This window comes from Aeromonas sp. 82P (assembly GCF_051919365.1).
Classification (GTDB): domain Bacteria; phylum Pseudomonadota; class Gammaproteobacteria; order Enterobacterales; family Aeromonadaceae; genus Aeromonas; species Aeromonas veronii.
This window is the reverse complement of the sequence record NZ_JBQBEV010000001.1, coordinates 3,633,102-3,650,414: the sequence shown is the minus strand read 5'-3', so window position 1 is coordinate 3,650,414 and position 17,313 is coordinate 3,633,102. Positions and strand designations below refer to the sequence as shown.

General features: G+C 60.5%; 12 protein-coding genes and 2 tRNA genes. 3 read left to right on the top strand and 11 right to left on the bottom strand.

The annotated features are described in order from the left end of the window. Positions 1–36 precede the first annotated feature (36 nt). The 10 genes from ACTG2S_RS16575 to ACTG2S_RS16530 form a co-directional block, all read right to left on the bottom strand. Positions 37–1,590, bottom strand: a complete 1,554-nt coding sequence (locus ACTG2S_RS16575) for a methyl-accepting chemotaxis protein (protein ID WP_274161313.1) — start codon at positions 1,588–1,590, stop codon at positions 37–39. Between the two features lie 212 nt (positions 1,591–1,802). Continuing rightward, positions 1,803–3,668, bottom strand: a complete 1,866-nt coding sequence (locus ACTG2S_RS16570; RefSeq protein ID WP_268011159.1) for a beta-N-acetylhexosaminidase — start codon at positions 3,666–3,668, stop codon at positions 1,803–1,805. After that, complete coding sequence (locus tag ACTG2S_RS16565) at positions 3,653–4,525, bottom strand: BadF/BadG/BcrA/BcrD ATPase family protein (RefSeq protein WP_335831979.1); 873 nt, start codon at positions 4,523–4,525, stop codon at positions 3,653–3,655. The genes ACTG2S_RS16570 and ACTG2S_RS16565 overlap by 16 nt, the downstream gene beginning before the upstream one ends. Next, positions 4,518–6,239, bottom strand: coding sequence for a glycoside hydrolase family 9 protein (locus ACTG2S_RS16560; protein WP_257124971.1), 1,722 nt, complete (start codon positions 6,237–6,239; stop codon positions 4,518–4,520). Before ACTG2S_RS16560 ends, ACTG2S_RS16565 begins: the two co-directional genes overlap by 8 nt. Positions 6,240–6,353: 114 nt before the next feature. Further along, the gene (locus ACTG2S_RS16555; RefSeq protein ID WP_005353824.1) at positions 6,354–7,346 is read right to left on the bottom strand and encodes an ABC transporter ATP-binding protein; all 993 of its coding nucleotides are present in this window, start codon (positions 7,344–7,346) and stop codon (positions 6,354–6,356) included. A gap of 11 nt (positions 7,347–7,357) precedes the next feature. Then, on the bottom strand, positions 7,358–8,377 hold the full coding sequence (locus tag ACTG2S_RS16550; protein WP_019446723.1) for an ABC transporter ATP-binding protein: 1,020 nt from the start codon (positions 8,375–8,377) through the stop codon (positions 7,358–7,360). After that, positions 8,374–9,294 carry an ABC transporter permease gene (locus ACTG2S_RS16545; RefSeq protein WP_257124544.1) on the bottom strand — a complete coding sequence of 307 codons (921 nt, stop codon included), beginning with the start codon at positions 9,292–9,294 and terminating at the stop codon, positions 8,374–8,376. Before ACTG2S_RS16545 ends, ACTG2S_RS16550 begins: the two co-directional genes overlap by 4 nt. Before the next feature lies 1 nt (position 9,295). Beyond that, positions 9,296–10,279: an ABC transporter permease gene (locus ACTG2S_RS16540; RefSeq protein ID WP_005334871.1), complete on the bottom strand. Its 984-nt coding sequence runs from the start codon at positions 10,277–10,279 to the stop codon at positions 9,296–9,298. A gap of 118 nt (positions 10,280–10,397) precedes the next feature. Continuing rightward, positions 10,398–12,083, bottom strand: a complete 1,686-nt coding sequence (locus ACTG2S_RS16535) for an ABC transporter substrate-binding protein (RefSeq protein ID WP_005353816.1) — start codon at positions 12,081–12,083, stop codon at positions 10,398–10,400. A 415-nt stretch (positions 12,084–12,498) separates the two neighbouring features. Then, a complete protein-coding gene (locus tag ACTG2S_RS16530; protein ID WP_439982968.1) occupies positions 12,499–15,936 on the bottom strand; it encodes an ATP-binding protein in 3,438 nt (1,145 codons plus the stop codon). A gap of 249 nt (positions 15,937–16,185) precedes the next feature. Here ACTG2S_RS16530 and ACTG2S_RS16525 point away from each other — a divergent pair. Next, a tRNA-Gly gene (locus ACTG2S_RS16525) sits at positions 16,186–16,261 on the top strand. A gap of 57 nt (positions 16,262–16,318) precedes the next feature. Next, a tRNA-Cys gene (locus ACTG2S_RS16520) sits at positions 16,319–16,392 on the top strand. 52 nt (positions 16,393–16,444) lie between these two features. On the opposite strand, the gene ACTG2S_RS16515 is transcribed toward ACTG2S_RS16520, so the two are convergent. Next, complete coding sequence (locus ACTG2S_RS16515) at positions 16,445–16,738, bottom strand: hypothetical protein (protein ID WP_005347702.1); 294 nt, start codon at positions 16,736–16,738, stop codon at positions 16,445–16,447. A 212-nt stretch (positions 16,739–16,950) separates the two neighbouring features. On the opposite strand from ACTG2S_RS16515, the gene ACTG2S_RS16510 reads away from it, so the two are divergent. Next, a complete protein-coding gene (locus tag ACTG2S_RS16510; RefSeq protein ID WP_005334863.1) occupies positions 16,951–17,151 on the top strand; it encodes a YbfA family protein in 201 nt (66 codons plus the stop codon). Positions 17,152–17,313 lie beyond the last annotated feature (162 nt).

Below are 17,313 nucleotides of genomic sequence, written 5' to 3'. Positions count from 1 at the left end.
CCATTGTGGCGCTTCTGTCATGGGGCTGGCAATGATTCAGCCGAAGGTCTGGCTAAGCCCCTTCAGTTGCTTGGCCCGTTCCAGCAGAGCCTGACTTGAGTGATCGACATCCAGCATCTTCTGACTGTTGGCGTGGGAGTACTCGGAGATCTGGTGGATGCTGCGGCTGATCTCCTCCACGACCGCTTGTTGCTGCTCTGCAGCGGTGGCTATCTGGGTGGAGTGTTCGGTGACCAGCTCTATCTCTGCCAGCACGGTATGGAGGCTGCTGGCGCCCTGGCGGGTCATCTCGGCACATGCGCGGGTCTGTTGCAGGTTCTCCTGCATCATCCCCTTCCAGCGTCCCAGCGTGTGCTGGATCTGCTTGATGCTGCCCTGGATCTGCTCGGTCGCCTTGTGGGTGCGGGTCGATAGAGTACGCACCTCGTCGGCCACCACTGCAAAACCACGGCCCTGCTCCCCGGCGCGAGCCGCTTCGATGGCCGCGTTGAGGGCCAGCAGGTTAGTCTGCTCGGCGATGCCCTGGATCTCGCCCATCACACTACCAATTCGTTCGGATTCGCTGGCGAGCTCTACCGCCGAGTTGAACGCCAGCTCTGCCTGTTTGGCGAGCTGTTCGATCTGTTGCTCGGTCTGGTTCAACTGCTGGTTGGTTTGTTCACAACGATTGCGAGCTTCGTTGACCTGACCGTTGGAGTCCTGAATGTTGCGGGCGATCTCGTGAGCTGTGTTGGCCATTTGAGTCATAGCTGTAGCCATCTGCTGGGTCTGGGCATCTTGCTCGTTGATATCGAGACAGGCCTGATGAGAGGCCTGCTTCAGATTGATGGCCAGGGTTTGCAGAGGTGCCGTGGCATCATTGATCCGCCCCAACACGGTTCGGATGCGGGCCTGCAGCATCTTGATATGAAAATCGGCAATGGCGCCGGGGTTGTCACCGGAGTAGACCAGCCGGGTCAAACTGTCATATTCGCGGCCCAGCTGCTGTAGATAGTGGGGCAGGGCAAAGAGCTCGCGCCAGTAGGCTCCGCCAAGAAGCAACAGGGGCAGCAGCATCAGCAGGACGGTCATGGCCCCTTGGCTGGCGAAGGCCCAGCCCATCAGGCCGAGCAGCAGCAGGGTAATGGCCGGGGTGCGCACTCTGGCAAGAGAGGGAAGGTTGCTGCTGTTGCCGCGCTCGGCCTTGAGCAGGGCTTGGTAGGTCTGAGCGGCGATGCGCTTGAATTGGGGCTCTGGCTTGCAGCGTACCGACTGGTAGCCGCTGATCCTGTTGCCTTCATAGATGGGGGTCACATAGGCATCTACCCAGTAGTAACGGCCATCCTTGCAGCGGTTTTTTACCATACCGCGCCAGGGTTTGCCCTCCTTGAGGCGGGCCCAGAGATCGGCGAAGGCGGCCTTGGGCATGTCGGGGTGGCGTACCAGATTGTGGTTGTGTCCCACCAGTTCATCGACCGTGTAGCCTGCGATGTCGCAAAAGGCCGGGTTGGCGTAGGTGATCACCCCGCGCAGGTCTGTGGTGGAGACCAGTTGTACGTCGGCAGGAAACTCCACTTCGCTATCCAGGGTATGGACGTCTCTGCGGGTCATAGGAATACGCTCCGATGTTCTTGTTGATAATGTTGTCGTTGTTATTGTGGCAGATCTGGAGGTGGCCGCAGGCTCGCGCCAGCAGGAGGCAGACCAGCTTCATTGGGGGCTGGATTTTGCCAATAATGGCGGATGAATGGTAGGGGGAAGTTGATGTTTTGTTGGCTAATCGTAAAAAAGGCGGCCGATTGGCCGCCAAAGTAGAGACAACATTACCTCTGTGGCATCCGGTAGCGCACCTGCAACTGATCGAGGATCTGCAGCTGACCCGGCAGGCGGGCGGCGAAGTGCTCCCAGCCCTTGTGGGCGGGATCGCTCCAGGCCACCTCGGCCGTGGCCAGCATACGCGGGAACAACATGTAGTCGAGACGATCACGGCTGGTGATCAATTCTGACCACAAGGGGCTCAGCACCCCGAGGATGTTATCGTTGGCATGGAAATCGGCTGGGGCAGGGTCACACGCGTAGATCTGCTCCAGATTGAGGGTACCCGCCCAGTAGAGGCCGGGTTCATGAATATCGGCGCTCCAGGCCAGATCCAGATAGAGGAACTGGGCGGGCGCCATCACCACCGGATAACCGGCCGCGGCAGCATCCAACCCCGCCTGAAAGCTGGTCCAGGCACAGATGGCCGCTTTGCGGCTCACCTTGTCGCCATGCAGGATCTCCTCCCAGCCGATCATCTGTTTGCCTCTGGCGGCCAGATAGCGCTGGCAGTGGCGCAGCAGATGGCCCTGCAGCTCGCGGCAGTCGGCGTAGCCCTGCTCGACCATCAGCTGCTGGCAGGCGGGGCTGTCGGTCCAGACCCCGGTCGGCACCTCGTCACCCCCCATGTGGATCTGCGGGCCGGGAAAGAGCTCGCATACCTCGTCCAGCACCGCCTCCAGAAAGCGGTAGGTGCCGGGCAGGGCGGGGTTGAGCACGTTGTCATCGAAATGCTGAACCGAGCGGTAGCGGGAGTGATCCGTCGTTTCGATCAGCAGCTCGGGCAGCGCCTTGATGGCGGCGTGACAGTGGCCCGGAATGTCGATCTCGGGAATGACGGTGATGCCGAGCTCACTGGCATAGCTCACCAGCTCCTTCACCTCGCTCTGGGTGTAGTAGCCGCCATAGGGTTCGGCACCGCCACTGAGCTGGGGGCCGATCGCCAGATCGTGGCCGCGCCAGGCACCCACGTCGGTCAGCTCCGGGAAGGCCTTTATCTCGAGTCGCCACCCCTCGTCATCGGTCAGGTGCCAGTGGAAGCGGTTGAACTTGTAGAGGCTCATCAGCTTGAGCAAGCGCTTGATGGTGGCCGGAGTGTGGAAGTGGCGGGCGCAGTCGAGAAAAATGCCGCGAAAGCCGAAGCGCGGGGCATCCTCCAGCGTGACGCAGGGCAGGCTCTCCCCATGTTGCAGATACCACTGGGCCAACGTGACCAGCCCATGACGCCAGCCCGTTTCGTCGGCGGCGGCAATCACCACCTCCTGCGGCGTGATGGTGAGTTGGTAGGCTTCGGGGGCCAGTTTGGCCTCGGTTAGCCGGATTTCAGCGTCGTGATCCTGCTCCAGCGCCAGCGACGTCAGCTCGTTGAAGTGGGCCAGCAATTTCGGTACATCGCGGGGGGCGCTGACATGAGCCCGCTCGGCCAGCCGGAAGTTCCCCTCCAGCAGTACCAGATGGGCCGGTTGTGGCACGATTCCGGGCAGGGGCTCGACATCCGGCAGGTCGGGGCGGGTTACCGGCGGGTTCTCCAGTCCGAGATCCTGCGCCGCCAGCGTCACCGGCAGCAGCTGGGCACCCGTGGTCGCCTCCGGCAAGCTGAGGAAAAAGCCCTGCGGCATGTCGGAGAGCTTCTTGATGGGGGTCTGGCGGCAGCAAAAGCGCAGTTCGCTGCTGCCAGCGTTCGGGACAATCACTTTGTAGCTGCCGCTTTGGCGCTCCAGCTCGCCCCCTTGCAAGGAGTCGGGGTCGATATGGCGAGCCAGACAGAAGTGCAGCTTCCACTTGGTATCAGGCATGCGGGAGAGGGTGAAGGTGAACCAGACATCCTCGCCGTCACGTCGGACGACCTGGGTGTGGATCAGGGGTGTAGACATGGAAAATCCTCTGATTGGGCAAACAGGATGGCGCCATCGAGCGCATCTGCCTGGGGGGGGATCAGGTTGAGCTGGCCGAGACGGGGAGCGAGGCGGGTGCCAATCCCCCCCAGCAGGGCGATCTGTCTGGCACCCAGCTGGGTCATTCCCTCCAGCAGGATCTGCAGCTGTTCGCAGGTTTCGTCCAGCAGCTGATTGGCGAGCTCGTCGCCATCGCTGGCGGCATCGAATACCCAGGGGGCAAAGTGGCCATAGTCCGCCGGAATGGCGCGGGCGGCCCAGCGAACCACCTCGGCTTGATCCCGCTTGAAGCGATCCATCAGGCGGATGGCGAGGGTGCTGGGGGGCAGAATGCCGTCGTGGCAGAGCAGGGATTGCTGGATAGCGCGTAAGCCCAGCCAGGCGCCGCTGCCTATGTCTGAAATGGGGAAGCCGCGGCCGGAACAGGTGCGGATCTGCCCCTCCTGATAGACCAGCCCCACCGAGCCGGTACCGGCGATCAGAATGGCCCCCTCACGGCCGCCAAAGGCGCCGAGGCAGGCACCGAAGGCATCGGAGGTGAGCCTGACGCTAGCAAAGGGGAAGGGCATCTCGAGCAGGGCGTGATAGCAGTCGGCCAGCTCGGCGGAGGCGAGCGCCAGCCCGACCCCCATCTGTTGTTCGCACTCGATTCCGAGTCCGGCCGTAAGGCGGGCGCTGGCGATGGCGGCCAGCACATTGGCGTGGGCATGGGGGATGCCCAGCTCCAGATTGGATCCGGCTGCGCGCCCCTCTCCGAGCAGCTTGCCCGCCCGATCCCGAATGCGGGCGCGGGTGTGGGTGCCCCCGCCATCGACGCCGACCCAGAACTCAATCATGGCGACCTCCATTTCCCTGCGCATTTTGCCAGCTGATAGCCAAAGCAAACCAGGCAGCGTGGGGGATCCACTGCTCGCCCCAGCGCCAGTTCTGATCCAGCCGATCTTTGTACTCCTCCGGAATAAAGGCCACGTCGTTTTCGTCATCAAACCCGGCGGTGATGCCGTTGCAGATGCCCCCCTGCGCATTGGGATACCCTGCGGTATAGGTGGGGTTGTTGATGCCGTGGCCCGCCAGCATGCAGGCGTTGAAGGGGTTCTGCCCGAGGATCCAGTCGAGCTGGCGCTGGCCATAAGTGATGAGCGGCTGGCTCTGGCGGGGGAAGTGGCGGGCGCCAGCAAAGGCCATGGTCGCCAGAGACGCGAGGCGGGCGTTCTCCCCCTGCCACCAGTAACCGGATTCGTTGTTGTGGGGCATAAAGAAGCTGACGCGCGGCGCTTCATCCACCCCTTTGACATATTGGCGGGCGAGGGAGAAGGGGTTGCCCGCGCGGGCGCACAGCGCCAGCTCGGCGGCCAGCGCCTGCTCCACTACGGTTTGTGCTCGGGCCTTGTGCTCCTGCTCCGGCTCTACGCCCAGATATTCCAGCAGCGCCAGCACCGGCAGGCCTGCCTCGGTGGCGTGGTAGTAAGGGCGCGAGCCATCCTCGTTGGCCGACCAGTAGTGACCCAGCTCAGGATGAGGGCGCTGGCGGGCACAGAGCTTGCTGGCACGGGCTCTCGCCTCATTCAGCCACTCGTTGCCGAAGGTGCGGGTCAGCTCCACCGCTGCCAGCAGGGCGCAGTAATCGTCGATGATGTTCTCGACCCCGTCATCAAGGTAGGCAAGGTTGTGTTCGCACAGATGCAGGTAGCCGCGTTTGGCGGCCTCGGCGTAGCGGCTGGCATCGAAGTCACCACTGACGCTCTCGCGGGCGGCGCGGGCCAGCGCGGCGATGGCCATGCCGCCCCCTTGGCGAAAACCCGCCTGCCAGTTGGCGGATTTGAGCCCCTGCTGGGTGGCATAGGCGCACAGCTCGCGCTGGGCGGGATCCTTGCTCCACTTGTCGAACAGGGTCATGAAGAAGAAGCCCGACTCATCCTGCATCCGGCAGAGGAAATCGGCGCCGTGCAGCGCCTCGTCATTGAGCCGCTTGCAGAGGTTCACCCCGTCGATATCGCGGCGTGGGGCCAGCAGTTCCCGGCACTTGAGCAGTGACCACACCACCATGGGGGTCTGCTGGGGGTTGAGGTAGTTGGCGTAGGAGAGGTGGCTCAGGTACTTGCTCATGTCGCCGCTGGCATCGAACCAGCCGCCGTGCACATCTTTGTGCTGGTCGGTGCCAAACAGGCGGGCGTTGCGGTCGGCCCGATCGAAGGTGCCGCTGGTGCGCTGGCCCTTGAAGTAGTGGATGACATCGGAGAGACAGTGGCTGGCCAGCAGATCCTGGCCGATGGCAAAGCGGGTCGAGCGGACAATGCCTTGGGCAGTGATCGCCTCCAGCCGATAGTGGCCGGGCTCCTTGAAGGCGGAGAAGTCGGCACGCCAGTAAGCGCGGCCTTGCCAGCCAGAGACGCTGCCAGCCGGTTGCAGCGGGGTTTCAAACAGGATCTGGCCATCGTCGAGGCGTTGCAGCCTGACATAGCCGCCGAGATCAGGGGCGGGGGAGGTTTGCAACAGGGCGACTTTGTGTCCGTCGCACTCGTAGCCCACCTGATTGATCAAGAGTTCCATCAAGGTATTACTCCTGTGGTTCACCGCCGGGCGGTGAGGCACATCACGGGGCTGTGGCCGCCCCGTATCGAGGCATGGCCGGACAGGGTTGTCCGGCCGGTCTAAGGCTCACCCTCACTCGTAGAGGTAGCAACGCACGAAGTGGTTGTCGGCAAGCTTGGTGATGGGGGGCAGCGCCTCCTTGCAGCGGGGCATTGCCTGATTGCAGCGCCCGGCAAACGGGCAACCGCAGGACTCCGGCGTCCAGAGCGGGATCTCCCCCTTGCGGCCTCCCTCCAGCTCGGCGTGGATGCTCTTCTCGGGGTCGGGCACCGCCGAGATGAGCAGCTGGGTGTAGGGGTGCTGCGGGTGGTGCAGGATTTCGTCCACCTCGCCCCACTCCACCATGTGCCCCACATACATCACCGCCAGATCTTCCGCCACATAGCGGGCGGTGGCGATGTCGTGGGTGATGTAGAGCATGGAGACACCGAGCTCGTTCTTCATCTGCTCCATCAGGTTGAGGATGCCGATGCGAATGGAGACGTCGAGCATGGAGGTGGGCTCGTCCGCCAGCACAACCTCCGCCTCCACTGCCAGATTGCGGGCGATGTTGACCCGCTGGCGCTGGCCGCCGGAGAGCTGGTGCGGATACTTGGCCGCCGTTGCTTTGGCGGGGGTGAGCCCCACCTTCTCCAGCAGGGCGTAGACCATGTCGGGCAGCTCTTTCTTGTCGATCACCTTGCTGTGCAGCAGCAGGGGGCGGGCGATGTGGTGATAGATTGTGTGGGTCGGGTTGAGCGAACCGAACGGATCTTGCCACACCATCTGCACGCTCTGGCGATAGTCCAGCAGGGCGGTGCCCTTGTTGAACTCCTCCAGATCGTGGCCGCGATAGAGAATGCGCCCGGCACTGAGCTTGTACATCTTGGCGATGATCTTGGCGATGGTGCTCTTGCCGGAGCCCGACTCCCCGACCACCGCCAGGGCGCGGCCCCGGTGCAGGTTGAAGGTGATGTCGGAGAGCGCCCGCATCTTGCCACTCTTGATGGCATTGGAGTTGATGGGGAAGTCCTTGTAGAGGTGCTGGACTTCGATGATGGGTGCATCGGTTTTGGCGATTTGCATGACAGACATCCTTAACAGCCAGCGGCCTTGTCCAGATAGATCACGGAATCTTGTTGCAGTCCCTGCTCCTCATAGAGGTGGCAGGCGGTCTGTTGCCCAGGGCGGATCTCGGCCAATTTGGTGTACTCCTGACGGCAGCGATCGTGCACCTTGCCGCAGCGGGCCTGAAAGCGGCAGCCGACCGGCACCTCCAGCAGGTTGAGCGGGGTGCCCGGGATCCCTTCCAGCACCTTCTTCGGCCCGTGCAGGGGCGGGAAGGAGTTGCCGAGCCCTCTGGTATAGGGGTGCAGCGGTGCGGTCAGGATCGCCTTGGAAGGGGCGACCTCCACCAGTTCACCGGCATACATGATGCCGATGCGATCGCAGAACTCCACCATCAGGGAGAGGTCGTGGGTGATGAACAGAATGGAGAAGTTGAACTTCTCTTTCAGGGCATAGACCTTCTGCAGGATCTCCCGCTGTACCACCACATCGAGCGCCGTGGTTGGCTCATCCATGATGAGCAGCTCGGGGTTGAGCGCCATGGCGATGGCAATCACCAGCCGCTGGCGCATGCCACCGGAAAACTGGTGCGGGTAATCCTTGAGCCGGCTCGGGTGGATATCGACTATGGTGAGCAGCTCCTGGGCGCGCTTGATCGCCTCGTAACGGGTCATGCCGGGGTTGTGGGCCAGCAGCACGTCGCAGAACTGCTCCTCCATCCGCAGCACAGGGTTCAGGGCGTTCATGGCGGACTGGAACACCACCGACACCTGTTGCCAGCGGTAGGAGCGCAGCCGCTCGTCGTTGTAATGGAGGATGTTCTCCCCCTTGAACAGGATCTCGCCACCGCTGATGTAGGCGGGCGGCTTGTGCAGCCGGGCCACCGAGAAGGCGACGGTGGATTTGCCGCAGCCCGACTCACCGGCGAGACCGAAGATCTCGCCCTGTCTGATATCGAAGCTCACCGAGTTGACGGCGCGCACGTCGCCATTTTCGGTGATGTAGTCGACGCAAAGATTGCGTACTGACAGCAGGGGATGCTTGTTCATGCTGTCTTCTCCTGTGCTGTGGCAACCGGAGTGGTGACCGGCGCCGCGAGTTTCTTCCAGCGGCTCAGCCCTTTGTGGGAGCGCAGCTGCGGGTTGGCAATTTCGTCGATGGCGAAGTTGAGCAGGGCCAGACCGGCACCCAGGGTGGCGATGGCAAAGCAGGGAGCCAGGATCTCCCACCAGGCGCCGACCAAAATGGCACTGGAGGTCTGGGCGTTGTAGAGCATGATGCCCCAGCTCACCACGGTCGGGTCGCCAAGCCCCAGGAACTCCAGGGTCGCTTCGGTGACGATGGCGTAGATGATGGAGCCGATGAAGCTCACTCCGATGATGGAGATGAGGTTGGGCAGGATCTCCACCAGAATGATGCGCCAGGCCGGCTCGCCCAGCACTTCGGCGGCGATGACGAACTCCTTCTCGCGCAGGGCCAGGGTCTGGGCGCGGATCACCCGCGCGCCATAGGCCCACGATGTCAACCCTATTATCACGGCAATCACCGCCGGTGACGCCTCCCCGATAAAGCTCGCCAGCACCAGTAGCAAGGGAAGGTTGGGGATCACCAGCACCACGTTCATCAGGAAGGTGAGGCACTCATCAATCAGGCCGCCGAAGTAACCGGCAGTGATGCCGATGGCGACGGCGAGGGTGCAGACCAGCAGGCCAGCGCTGAAGCCCACCAGCAGCGAGATACGGGCGCCGTTGGTGAACTGGGCCCAGATGTCGTGGCCCATGCGGGTTGAACCCATCACGAACTCGGCACTGGGCGGCTGGTGCGGGCGAGCCACCCGTTTGGTCGGCTCGTTGCTGGCCAGAATGGGGGCAAAGAGGGCCATCAGTACGAAGGTAACCACGATGGCGAGGCCACAGGTAGCCTTCTTGTTGCCCAGCAGGATCTTGAGAATGGTCGGCATACGCATCTTATTTGCCTCCTGTACGCAGACGGGGATCCAGGAAGACGTAGAGCACGTCGGCCAGGAAGTTGAAGCTGAGCATGGTGATGGTCATGATGAGCAGCTGCCCCTGAATGAGCGGGTAGTCGCGGGCCAGAATGCCCTGATAAAGGGTCAGGCCCAGGCCGGGATAGTTGAAGATAACTTCGGTGATGAGGGAGCCACCGATAACGAAGCCGAGCGCCATGGAGAGGGCGGTGACGCTGGGCAGAATGGCGTTGCGGGCGCCGTAGTTGAAGATCACCCGGTTGCTGGAGAGCCCCTTGGCCTTGGCCATGGTGATGTAATCCTCGCCCAGCAGGTTGATCATGTTGTTGCGCATGGTGATAAGAAAGCCCCCCACCTGTACCACGGCCAGGGTCAGCACCGGCATGATGGCGTGAGTCATGATGCTCTTGATGTGCTCCCAGCCCCAGTCAGCCTTGATCTCCGGGCTGTAGGCGTAGCCGATGGGCAGCCACTCGAGGCTGACCCCGAACAGGAACAGGGCGAGCAGGGAGACCACCACCGGCGGAATGGCCTGCATCACCAGGGTGAGCGGGGAGAGAATGCTGTCCATCCGGCCGCCGCGATACCAGGCGGCGAAGATGCCGACGATGGAACCGAGGGAGAAGCTCAGGATGGTGGAGGTGCCGACCAGAAACAGGGTCCAGCCGATGGCACGGCCCAGCACGTCAGAGACCTGCTGCGGGTAGAAGCGCACCGAGGTGCCGAGATCCCAGGTGAAGACACTCTTCACATAGGTGAGAAACTGGGTGCCGATGGGGCCGTCGACAAAGCCGAAGGTGGCTTTGAGGGCTTCCAGGGCGGCGGGTTCCATCATGGCGCCAGCGCGGGCAAACATCACGGAGACAGGATCCCCAGGCATGGCACGGGGTAACAGGAAGTTGATGGTGGCGGCTACCAGAAAGGCAACCAGATAGAAGGAAAAGCGTCTCAGTATGAATCCCATGATAGTACCTTTTACTGCAAGTCTGCCCCGCGTCGGGTATAGCTACCCCAACCCCGGCGGTGCCGGGCAAGAAAGGGGTTAACGGGGAAGATGGCCCCCCGCAGGGGGCCGGGATTGTTTAGCTGTTTGGCTTGAGGGACAACACGTGCAGCAGACGCTCAGGGGTGTCCGGGTGGAGCTGAGGTTTGGCTACCGGGTTATCAGCACTGAACCAGCCGTTGAAGCGCTTGGTGCTGTACTCATACCAGGTCGGGTTGTTGAAGACCGGAATGATGGTCTGGTTGGCACCAACACGATCCTGGATGGCGAACATGATCTCCTTCTGCTTGGCCGCATCGGCGGTCTGGGTGAAGTCATCGATCAGCTTGTCGAGCTCGGGGTCCTTGTAACGGGGCGCGGCGAAGCGGTTGCCACGGTCGCCCATGTTGCGGGAGTGGAACGCGGTCTCGAAGTACTTGTGCGGGTTGGCACCGGCAAAGTAACCCTGCAGGGCGACATCGAAGTCACCGGTGATCAGGTTCTCGGTCCAGACGGTTGCTTCCGGGGTGGCGGTCTTGGCGTTCAGGCCCAGCGCCTGCAGCCCTTCTACACCAATCTGAACTGTGTTGACCCAGTCGGTCCAGCCGTTCGGTACCAGTACCTTGAACTCGATCTTTTTGCAGCTCGGGGTGTCGAGGAACTTGTCGCCGTCACAATCCTTGTAGCCTGCCTCTTTCAGCAGGGCCTTGGCCCCTTCCAGATCGAACTTGTTGTACTTGCCGTACTTCTTGTCCACTTCCGGGTTGTTCCAGGAGTCAAAGGCTTTGCCCAGACCTGACGGGTACTCGTTGACGGTGGGGTAGCCGTAGCCCGCGATATCCACCATGGACTGGCGGTCCATCGCCATGGAGAAGGCGCGGCGGAAGTTGATGTCGTTGAAGGCTTCGTTATTGCCCGGGTTCTTGGTCTGGAAGTTGACGTTGAACGCCACGGTACCGGAGGCCGGGAACCAGTATTTGTTGTTCTTCGGATCGTTGCCGACGTAGAGGCGCTCGATATCCGGCACGAAGGAGCCGAACCAGTCGATGTCACCCTTCATGACAGCCGCCAGCACCTGGTCGTTGGTGGCCATCTGCGGCATGCGGATACAGTCGATAGCGAGGTTGGCGTTATCCCAATAGTGCGGGTTGCGGCACTGGGTGTAGAGCTGGGCGGAGAAGTTGTCCACTTCGGTGAAGGGGCCAGTACCAACCGGCTTGTCGTTGGTGAAGGCAACCGGATCTTTCACCGATTTCCACTGATGCTCCGGCACTATGGGTACCAGCACCAGATCATTCACCACGTTGGTGTTGACCTCGGTCAGGTCGAATTTGACCTTGTTGGGGGCCAGCTTCTCGACGCTCTTGATCTGGGTCCAGATTGAGCGCTCATCCAGCGCCTTGTTGGCCTTGACCAGATTGAAAGAGAAGATGATGTCATCGGCATCAAAGGCTTCGCCGTCAGACCACTTCACGCCGTCACGCAGATCGAAGGTGACGGATTTCAGGTCATCGCTGAACGCATAGTTGGTGGCCAGACGATAGACGGGTTTGCCCCCTTGCATATCGTTGAAGATCACCAGCGGCTCATAGATGAAGTGACGGGTGGTGTGCAGCAAGCCCGCTTGCAGGAAGGGGTTGAAGTTCTTGACCCAGGCGGTTTCCTGCTGTGCGACCATGGTCAACACGGTTTTGTTTTCTGCGGCCATGGCGTTACCGGCGGCACCGGCAAGCATCATGGTTCCCAGCATTACAGCGGTAGAGATTTTGGATACTTTGGCAAGCATATGTTTTCCTTTCTTATTTTTTGGCATTCCCGAGGGTTCGCCTTGTTTTGTGTGAGCACCGGTTTCGCATGCTGATGAAATCGGCCCTCTGTGTTGGTCAGGTGTCTAACCTTTGTCGTTCTGTTTTCCAACGCCCTAAGCAAACCAGAATTAACAGGAAAACAACAACTATTGATTTCGTTGTTTTCGTAAAAATTGACGGTGTTACGTCAATCTCGTCAAAATCGTTTTTTATATGTTTAAAATCATTGCTTTGTGTTATTTGCTTTCGCGTAAAAAGTGGCTGTGAAAATGGCGTATATGACAAATTTGTGAATTGGATCTGCTCTCGGTTTCGGGGTCGGGCGAGGCTTTGTTTTGCATAAAAAGAAACCAGATTGCCAATTGTGATCCGGCGCCCGTTTAGGGCGCCGTGTCACGGCTTGCGGTTGGCGAGTTGACGCAGGGTCTGGGCGCTGTGCTGCAACTGCTGGCGCTGGTGGTCATTGAGCGGGCAGTGGCCCAGCACATACTCGGTGGTGGCCACGACCGTCTTCCAGCGTGGCGACTTGGGCAGGGTGTCCAGACTCAGGTATTTGTCGAGGGTGCGGGTCTGCGGGCTGGATCTGTCCATATAGACGCGCCACAGCTTGCTCTTCTCCGCCAGCACGATTTTGCCCTTGCCGGTCCCCTGCTGCCAGGAATCCAGGGTGAGCTGCATGGTCTCTACCAGCGCCCGGCGCAGCGGCTCGTCATCCTGCTGGCGAATGAGGTCGTCGGCCAGCGAACGGAACTCGCCACCCAGGCGGCTCAGCTCGCCCAGCAGCTGTTCATCTTCGATGATAGCTTGCCGCGAGAGGTTCTTGAGGGCGTTTTCCAGCGCCATTACCCGGTTCTCATCCTGACGCAGCTCGGTACTCAGAGTGAGGGCGAAAGCGGCCTGTCCTCCGAGCGTGATAGGCAGAGCGCGGGCGTTGAGTACATCTTTTTGCCCGGCCACCAGAAATTCCAGATTGTGTTCCCGCTCGCTGGCTAGATCGGGCCACTGCTGTTGCAGCGGAGTGGCGAGCCACTCATTGAGGGGCTGCCCCTCCATGGCTTCCGGCTCCTGCCCCAGCAGGCGCGCCAGCACCCGGGAGGCAAACAGCACTGTGCCCTGCTCGTCGATAAAGATCATGGGGTCGGCCCCTTCGCCGAGCAGGGCCAGCAGCCGCTGCTGATCCTGATGCAGTCGATCCTGCAGGGTGAGACGGTGCTCGATCTCCTGCTTCAACAGCCGGTTTTCTACCAGCGAGGCGCGTCCGGCCTTGGCTTCCAGCAGTGCCTTGACCCTGGCAAACAGCTCCTCCTTGCAGAAGGGTTTGACCAGATAGTCGTTGGCACCGGCCCCGAAGCCCTCCTCGATATCCTTGGGTTGGTTAAGGGCGGTGAGCAGCAGCACCGGCAGCATATCTTTCGGGTGCTGCTGGCGCAGGCGACGGCAGACGTCAAAACCGGAGAGGGTGGGCATCATCACATCGAGCAGAATGAGGTCTACCGGCTCCTCGGCCAGCTTGGCCAGCGCATCGTGGCCATCGCTGCTGGGCAGAATGCGGTAGCCGCAGGGCTGCAGCAGATGGCGCAGGATGTGCAGGTTGATGGGCTCGTCATCCACCACCAGAATGAGCGGCGCACCCTCGGGGGGAGGGGGCAGATCGTCGCTCTCCCAGTCAGGCAGGATCAGCGGTTGCTGGCGCACCAGCTGATGCTCGATCTGGCGGCTGTCGAGAGTCAGATTGGCCGCTTTGCCGGTGGCAAGGGGCAGGGTAAAGGCGAAGGTAGAGCCAACGCTCGGCTCACTCTCGACGAACAGTTCGCCCCCCATCAGGTGCACCAGCTGGCGGGTGATGGAGAGGCCAAGGCCGGCCCCCTGCTTGCTTACCTCCGGGCTCATCTGCACCAGTGGCTCGAAGATATGTTCCAGATGGTCGGGGGCGATGCCGATGCCAGTATCCGTGACCTTGATGCGCAGGAAGTTGTTCTCGACGATGGCGCTGAGCACCACCTTGCCCTGCGGCGTGTACTTGATGGCGTTGCCCACCAGGTTGTAGAGCACCTGTTCGAGCCGCTGCTCATCGGCCAGCACCGGCGGCAGTTCGGCCGGGCTGATATCCACCAGGGTGAGGGGTTTGGCCTGCACAAGATGCTGGCAGAGGTCCAGCACCAGCCGGATAACCCCCTTGGATGAGACGGGCTGGGAGTGGATCTCCAGCTGGCCGTAGCGCATCTGGTGGTAGTCCAGCAGATCGTCCACCAGACGGGCCAGGCCGTCGGCGCTCTTGATGATGAGCCCGAGCTGCTTTTGCTGCCCTTCGGTCAAATCCTGCTGGCTGGCGAGCATGGACTCGGCCATTCCCTTGATACCGTGAATGGGGGTGCGCAGCTCGTGGGAGGTGTTGGCCAGCAGTTCATCCTTGAGCTTGTCCGCCTGCTGCAGGCTGAGGTTCTGCCTGTGGGTCAGCTTGACCTGCTGTTGCAGCTCCTGGGTCTGCTGTTCGATCAGTTCGATCTTGTCCTTCACCGAGCGCTGCATATGGCGAAACGCCTCGGCCAGCCGGTCGATATCATCGCCGGTGCGCTCGATGGCGATGGGGTGATCCAGCGCGCCGTCGGCCACCTGCTCGGCTGCTTCGGTCAGCGATCGCAGCGGCGCCGTGATGGAGTGGGAGAGCCAGCGGGAGAAGAGGATCAGCAGCAGTACCGAGCCCGCGCCCAGCACAATTACCAGAGTTTCCAGCTGGCGGATCGGGGCATAGGCTTCCCGGGTGGAGATCTCGGCGATAAAGGCCCACTCGGTATCGAACACCTTCACCTGGGTGTAGGCGGCCAGCACCTCGTCATCCTGATAGGAGTGGAACAGCCCGACCCCCTGCTCGCCGGAGAGCGTCTTGGTGATGAGTGGCGTTTGCAGTGGACGGAAGTTGGGGCTGAAGCTGTTCTCTACGCTGAACTCCGGTGCCAGCCAGGCATCGGCACGCATCCGCTTGTCTGGGCCGATGAGGATGGTCTCGCCGGTCTCGCCCAGCCCCTCCCGCTCCGCCATGATCTGGTTGAGCTTGTCCGGCAGCAGCTCGAAAATCACCACACCGCGCACATAGTCGTACTGCATCACGGGGGCCGCCATGTAGGCGACCACCTGCCCGGTCAGCTCGTTGCGGCCAAAATCGGTGAATTCGAAGATCTGCTGCGGTTTCTGGCCACCATCGAGGCGGCGTTTGATCTTGGCGAAGGTCTGGCCCAAGCCACTGCCCTGGTAGGGGCCGGAGAGCAGATTGGTGGCAAAGTTAGGGCGCTTGGTGACCGAATAGACCACATCACCGTTAAGGTCCACCAGAAAGATGTCGCTGTAGTTGGACTTGCGCACCATGTCGGCATAGCCGCGATGAAAGCGCTGGTGCACCCGGCCATACATCTCGTCGGCGAGGATCAGCGCCGTGATGGAGGGTTCGATCTCCACCTGACTGTCCGGTTTGCGCAGTTGATCCCAGGAGCCGGGCAGATAGCGGGCCTGGGCGCGGCTGCGGGCCTCCTGCGGCGTGGTGCCCAGCTTCTCGAAGGCGCCGGTAAAGCCATAGAAACGGCCGATACTGTTGCCGGCGAAATCCTGCTGGGAGAAGTTGATGATCTGCTCTTTGAGGTTGTTGAAGTAATCCTCGAGCTGACTCTTCTTGATATTACGAACGGAGACCAGATGGTTGGAGGTCTGGGTGGTGAGATCCTTGCCGTGGCTGTACAGGAAGAAGAGGGTGATGACCAAAAAGGGCACCATGCCCAACATGAAAAAAGCCAGCATTAACTGCGGCCTGAGCCCACGAAGCGTGAAGATCCATTTCATCTTGTGATTTTCAATTGAGAATCCGGTTATTAAGCCGCTCAAGTCTCGAACGAAAGCGTAATCATTTCAACGACTTTATCCCAAATTCGCTTGGTGGGTCACAGCTGGCTGGAGAAAAATGCAGCAAGGCGTTTAAACCCTGAGCAAACAGTCTGCATCAGGGCTTAAATTGCGAAAAAGGGGTTGTGCTGGCGCTCGTGGTACGTATAATGCGCCTCGTTGTCAGGCAACTGGCACGAAAGCAGTAACGCGGGAATAGCTCAGTTGGTAGAGCACGACCTTGCCAAGGTCGGGGTCGCGAGTTCGAGTCTCGTTTCCCGCTCCAATTTTCCATCACACCAACGATGGAACTCACTTTCAAGACAATCAGTCTTGTCAGCATGGCGCGTTAGCAAAGCGGTTATGCAGCGGATTGCAAATCCGTTTAGTCCGGTTCGACTCCGGAACGTGCCTCCATCTTCTCTCTCTCTTTTCCCTGATTTATCACTCTTCGAGCCGTGAAGCTTGGTCAGTATCCTTGCTGCACCAGTAACTGTTCGCAGCCAGCCTGTTTCCACTCGCGCTCGAGATAGTGGCTCACATCCGCCATATTTTGCCCCCGATATTGAAACTGCACCTCGGCACTGTGCTGGTTGAGATCCGCAATCCGTTGCTTCAGTGTGCCGCATTGCCACAGGCTGACGGTGGGCACGCCCCGTTCGGCCAGCACGATGGCATCTTCCCGATTCAGTTGCCACTCCTCCAGTTGTGCCCGTGTCAGGGCAACCATCAGCACCAGCAGTGCCACTTCCGGCAGTTTCATGCGTGTCTCCCTACTGCATGTTTTTCCCCTGATAACTGTGGCAAAGCGCACGATTTTCGCAAGTTTGTTAACTGTTGGTTAATGACGTAACCCGTTTTCAGTATTTCCCGTTTTTCACCATTTTTTTATAAAAAAATGCGTTGATGATGTAGTAATCCTACATGGAGTGGGGTAATCTTTGCTCAGTGGTCTTACCAGTAAGGAGTTACATCATGTTTCATCCCTTTTCCCTGACTCAGATTATTCTTCGTCGCATTTATGTATTGCTAGTGGGCATTCTGGCTTTCCCCGTGATGCTGTTTCGCAGCGATCGTGCCCGCTTCTACAGCTATCTGCACCGGATCTGGAATAAAACCAGCACCAAACCGGTGTGGCTCAAAATGAGCGAGCGTGGCGAGCGGATCTTCTACTAAACCCCATTCGCACCATGTGCAAAAAGAGACAGCCAAAGCTGTCTCTTTTTTTATCTGTTTGCCGCAACTCCTGCCTCCCAACACTACTCAGATTGTTTATTTCTTGTTTCTTTAAAATTGCATCCAGCCCTGCCTGTTGGCGGGGATTTTTTATTTCTGACA

What these genes read in the sequence shown, in the direction of transcription:
- ACTG2S_RS16575 (WP_274161313.1), bottom strand. Translation starts at nt 1,590, where the DNA reads ATGACCCGCAGAGACGTCCATACCCTGGATAGCGAAGTGGAGTTTCCT.
- ACTG2S_RS16570 (WP_268011159.1), bottom strand. Translation starts at nt 3,668, where the DNA reads ATGTCTACACCCCTGATCCACACCCAGGTCGTCCGACGTGACGGCGAG.
- ACTG2S_RS16565 (WP_335831979.1), bottom strand. Translation starts at nt 4,525, where the DNA reads ATGATTGAGTTCTGGGTCGGCGTCGATGGCGGGGGCACCCACACCCGC.
- ACTG2S_RS16560 (WP_257124971.1), bottom strand. Translation starts at nt 6,239, where the DNA reads ATGGAACTCTTGATCAATCAGGTGGGCTACGAGTGCGACGGACACAAA.
- ACTG2S_RS16555 (WP_005353824.1), bottom strand. Translation starts at nt 7,346, where the DNA reads ATGCAAATCGCCAAAACCGATGCACCCATCATCGAAGTCCAGCACCTC.
- ACTG2S_RS16550 (WP_019446723.1), bottom strand. Translation starts at nt 8,377, where the DNA reads ATGAACAAGCATCCCCTGCTGTCAGTACGCAATCTTTGCGTCGACTAC.
- ACTG2S_RS16545 (WP_257124544.1), bottom strand. Translation starts at nt 9,294, where the DNA reads ATGCGTATGCCGACCATTCTCAAGATCCTGCTGGGCAACAAGAAGGCT.
- ACTG2S_RS16540 (WP_005334871.1), bottom strand. Translation starts at nt 10,279, where the DNA reads ATGGGATTCATACTGAGACGCTTTTCCTTCTATCTGGTTGCCTTTCTG.
- ACTG2S_RS16535 (WP_005353816.1), bottom strand. Translation starts at nt 12,083, where the DNA reads ATGCTTGCCAAAGTATCCAAAATCTCTACCGCTGTAATGCTGGGAACC.
- ACTG2S_RS16530 (WP_439982968.1), bottom strand. Translation starts at nt 15,936, where the DNA reads ATGAAATGGATCTTCACGCTTCGTGGGCTCAGGCCGCAGTTAATGCTG.
- ACTG2S_RS16515 (WP_005347702.1), bottom strand. Translation starts at nt 16,738, where the DNA reads ATGAAACTGCCGGAAGTGGCACTGCTGGTGCTGATGGTTGCCCTGACA.
- ACTG2S_RS16510 (WP_005334863.1), top strand. Translation starts at nt 16,951, where the DNA reads ATGTTTCATCCCTTTTCCCTGACTCAGATTATTCTTCGTCGCATTTAT.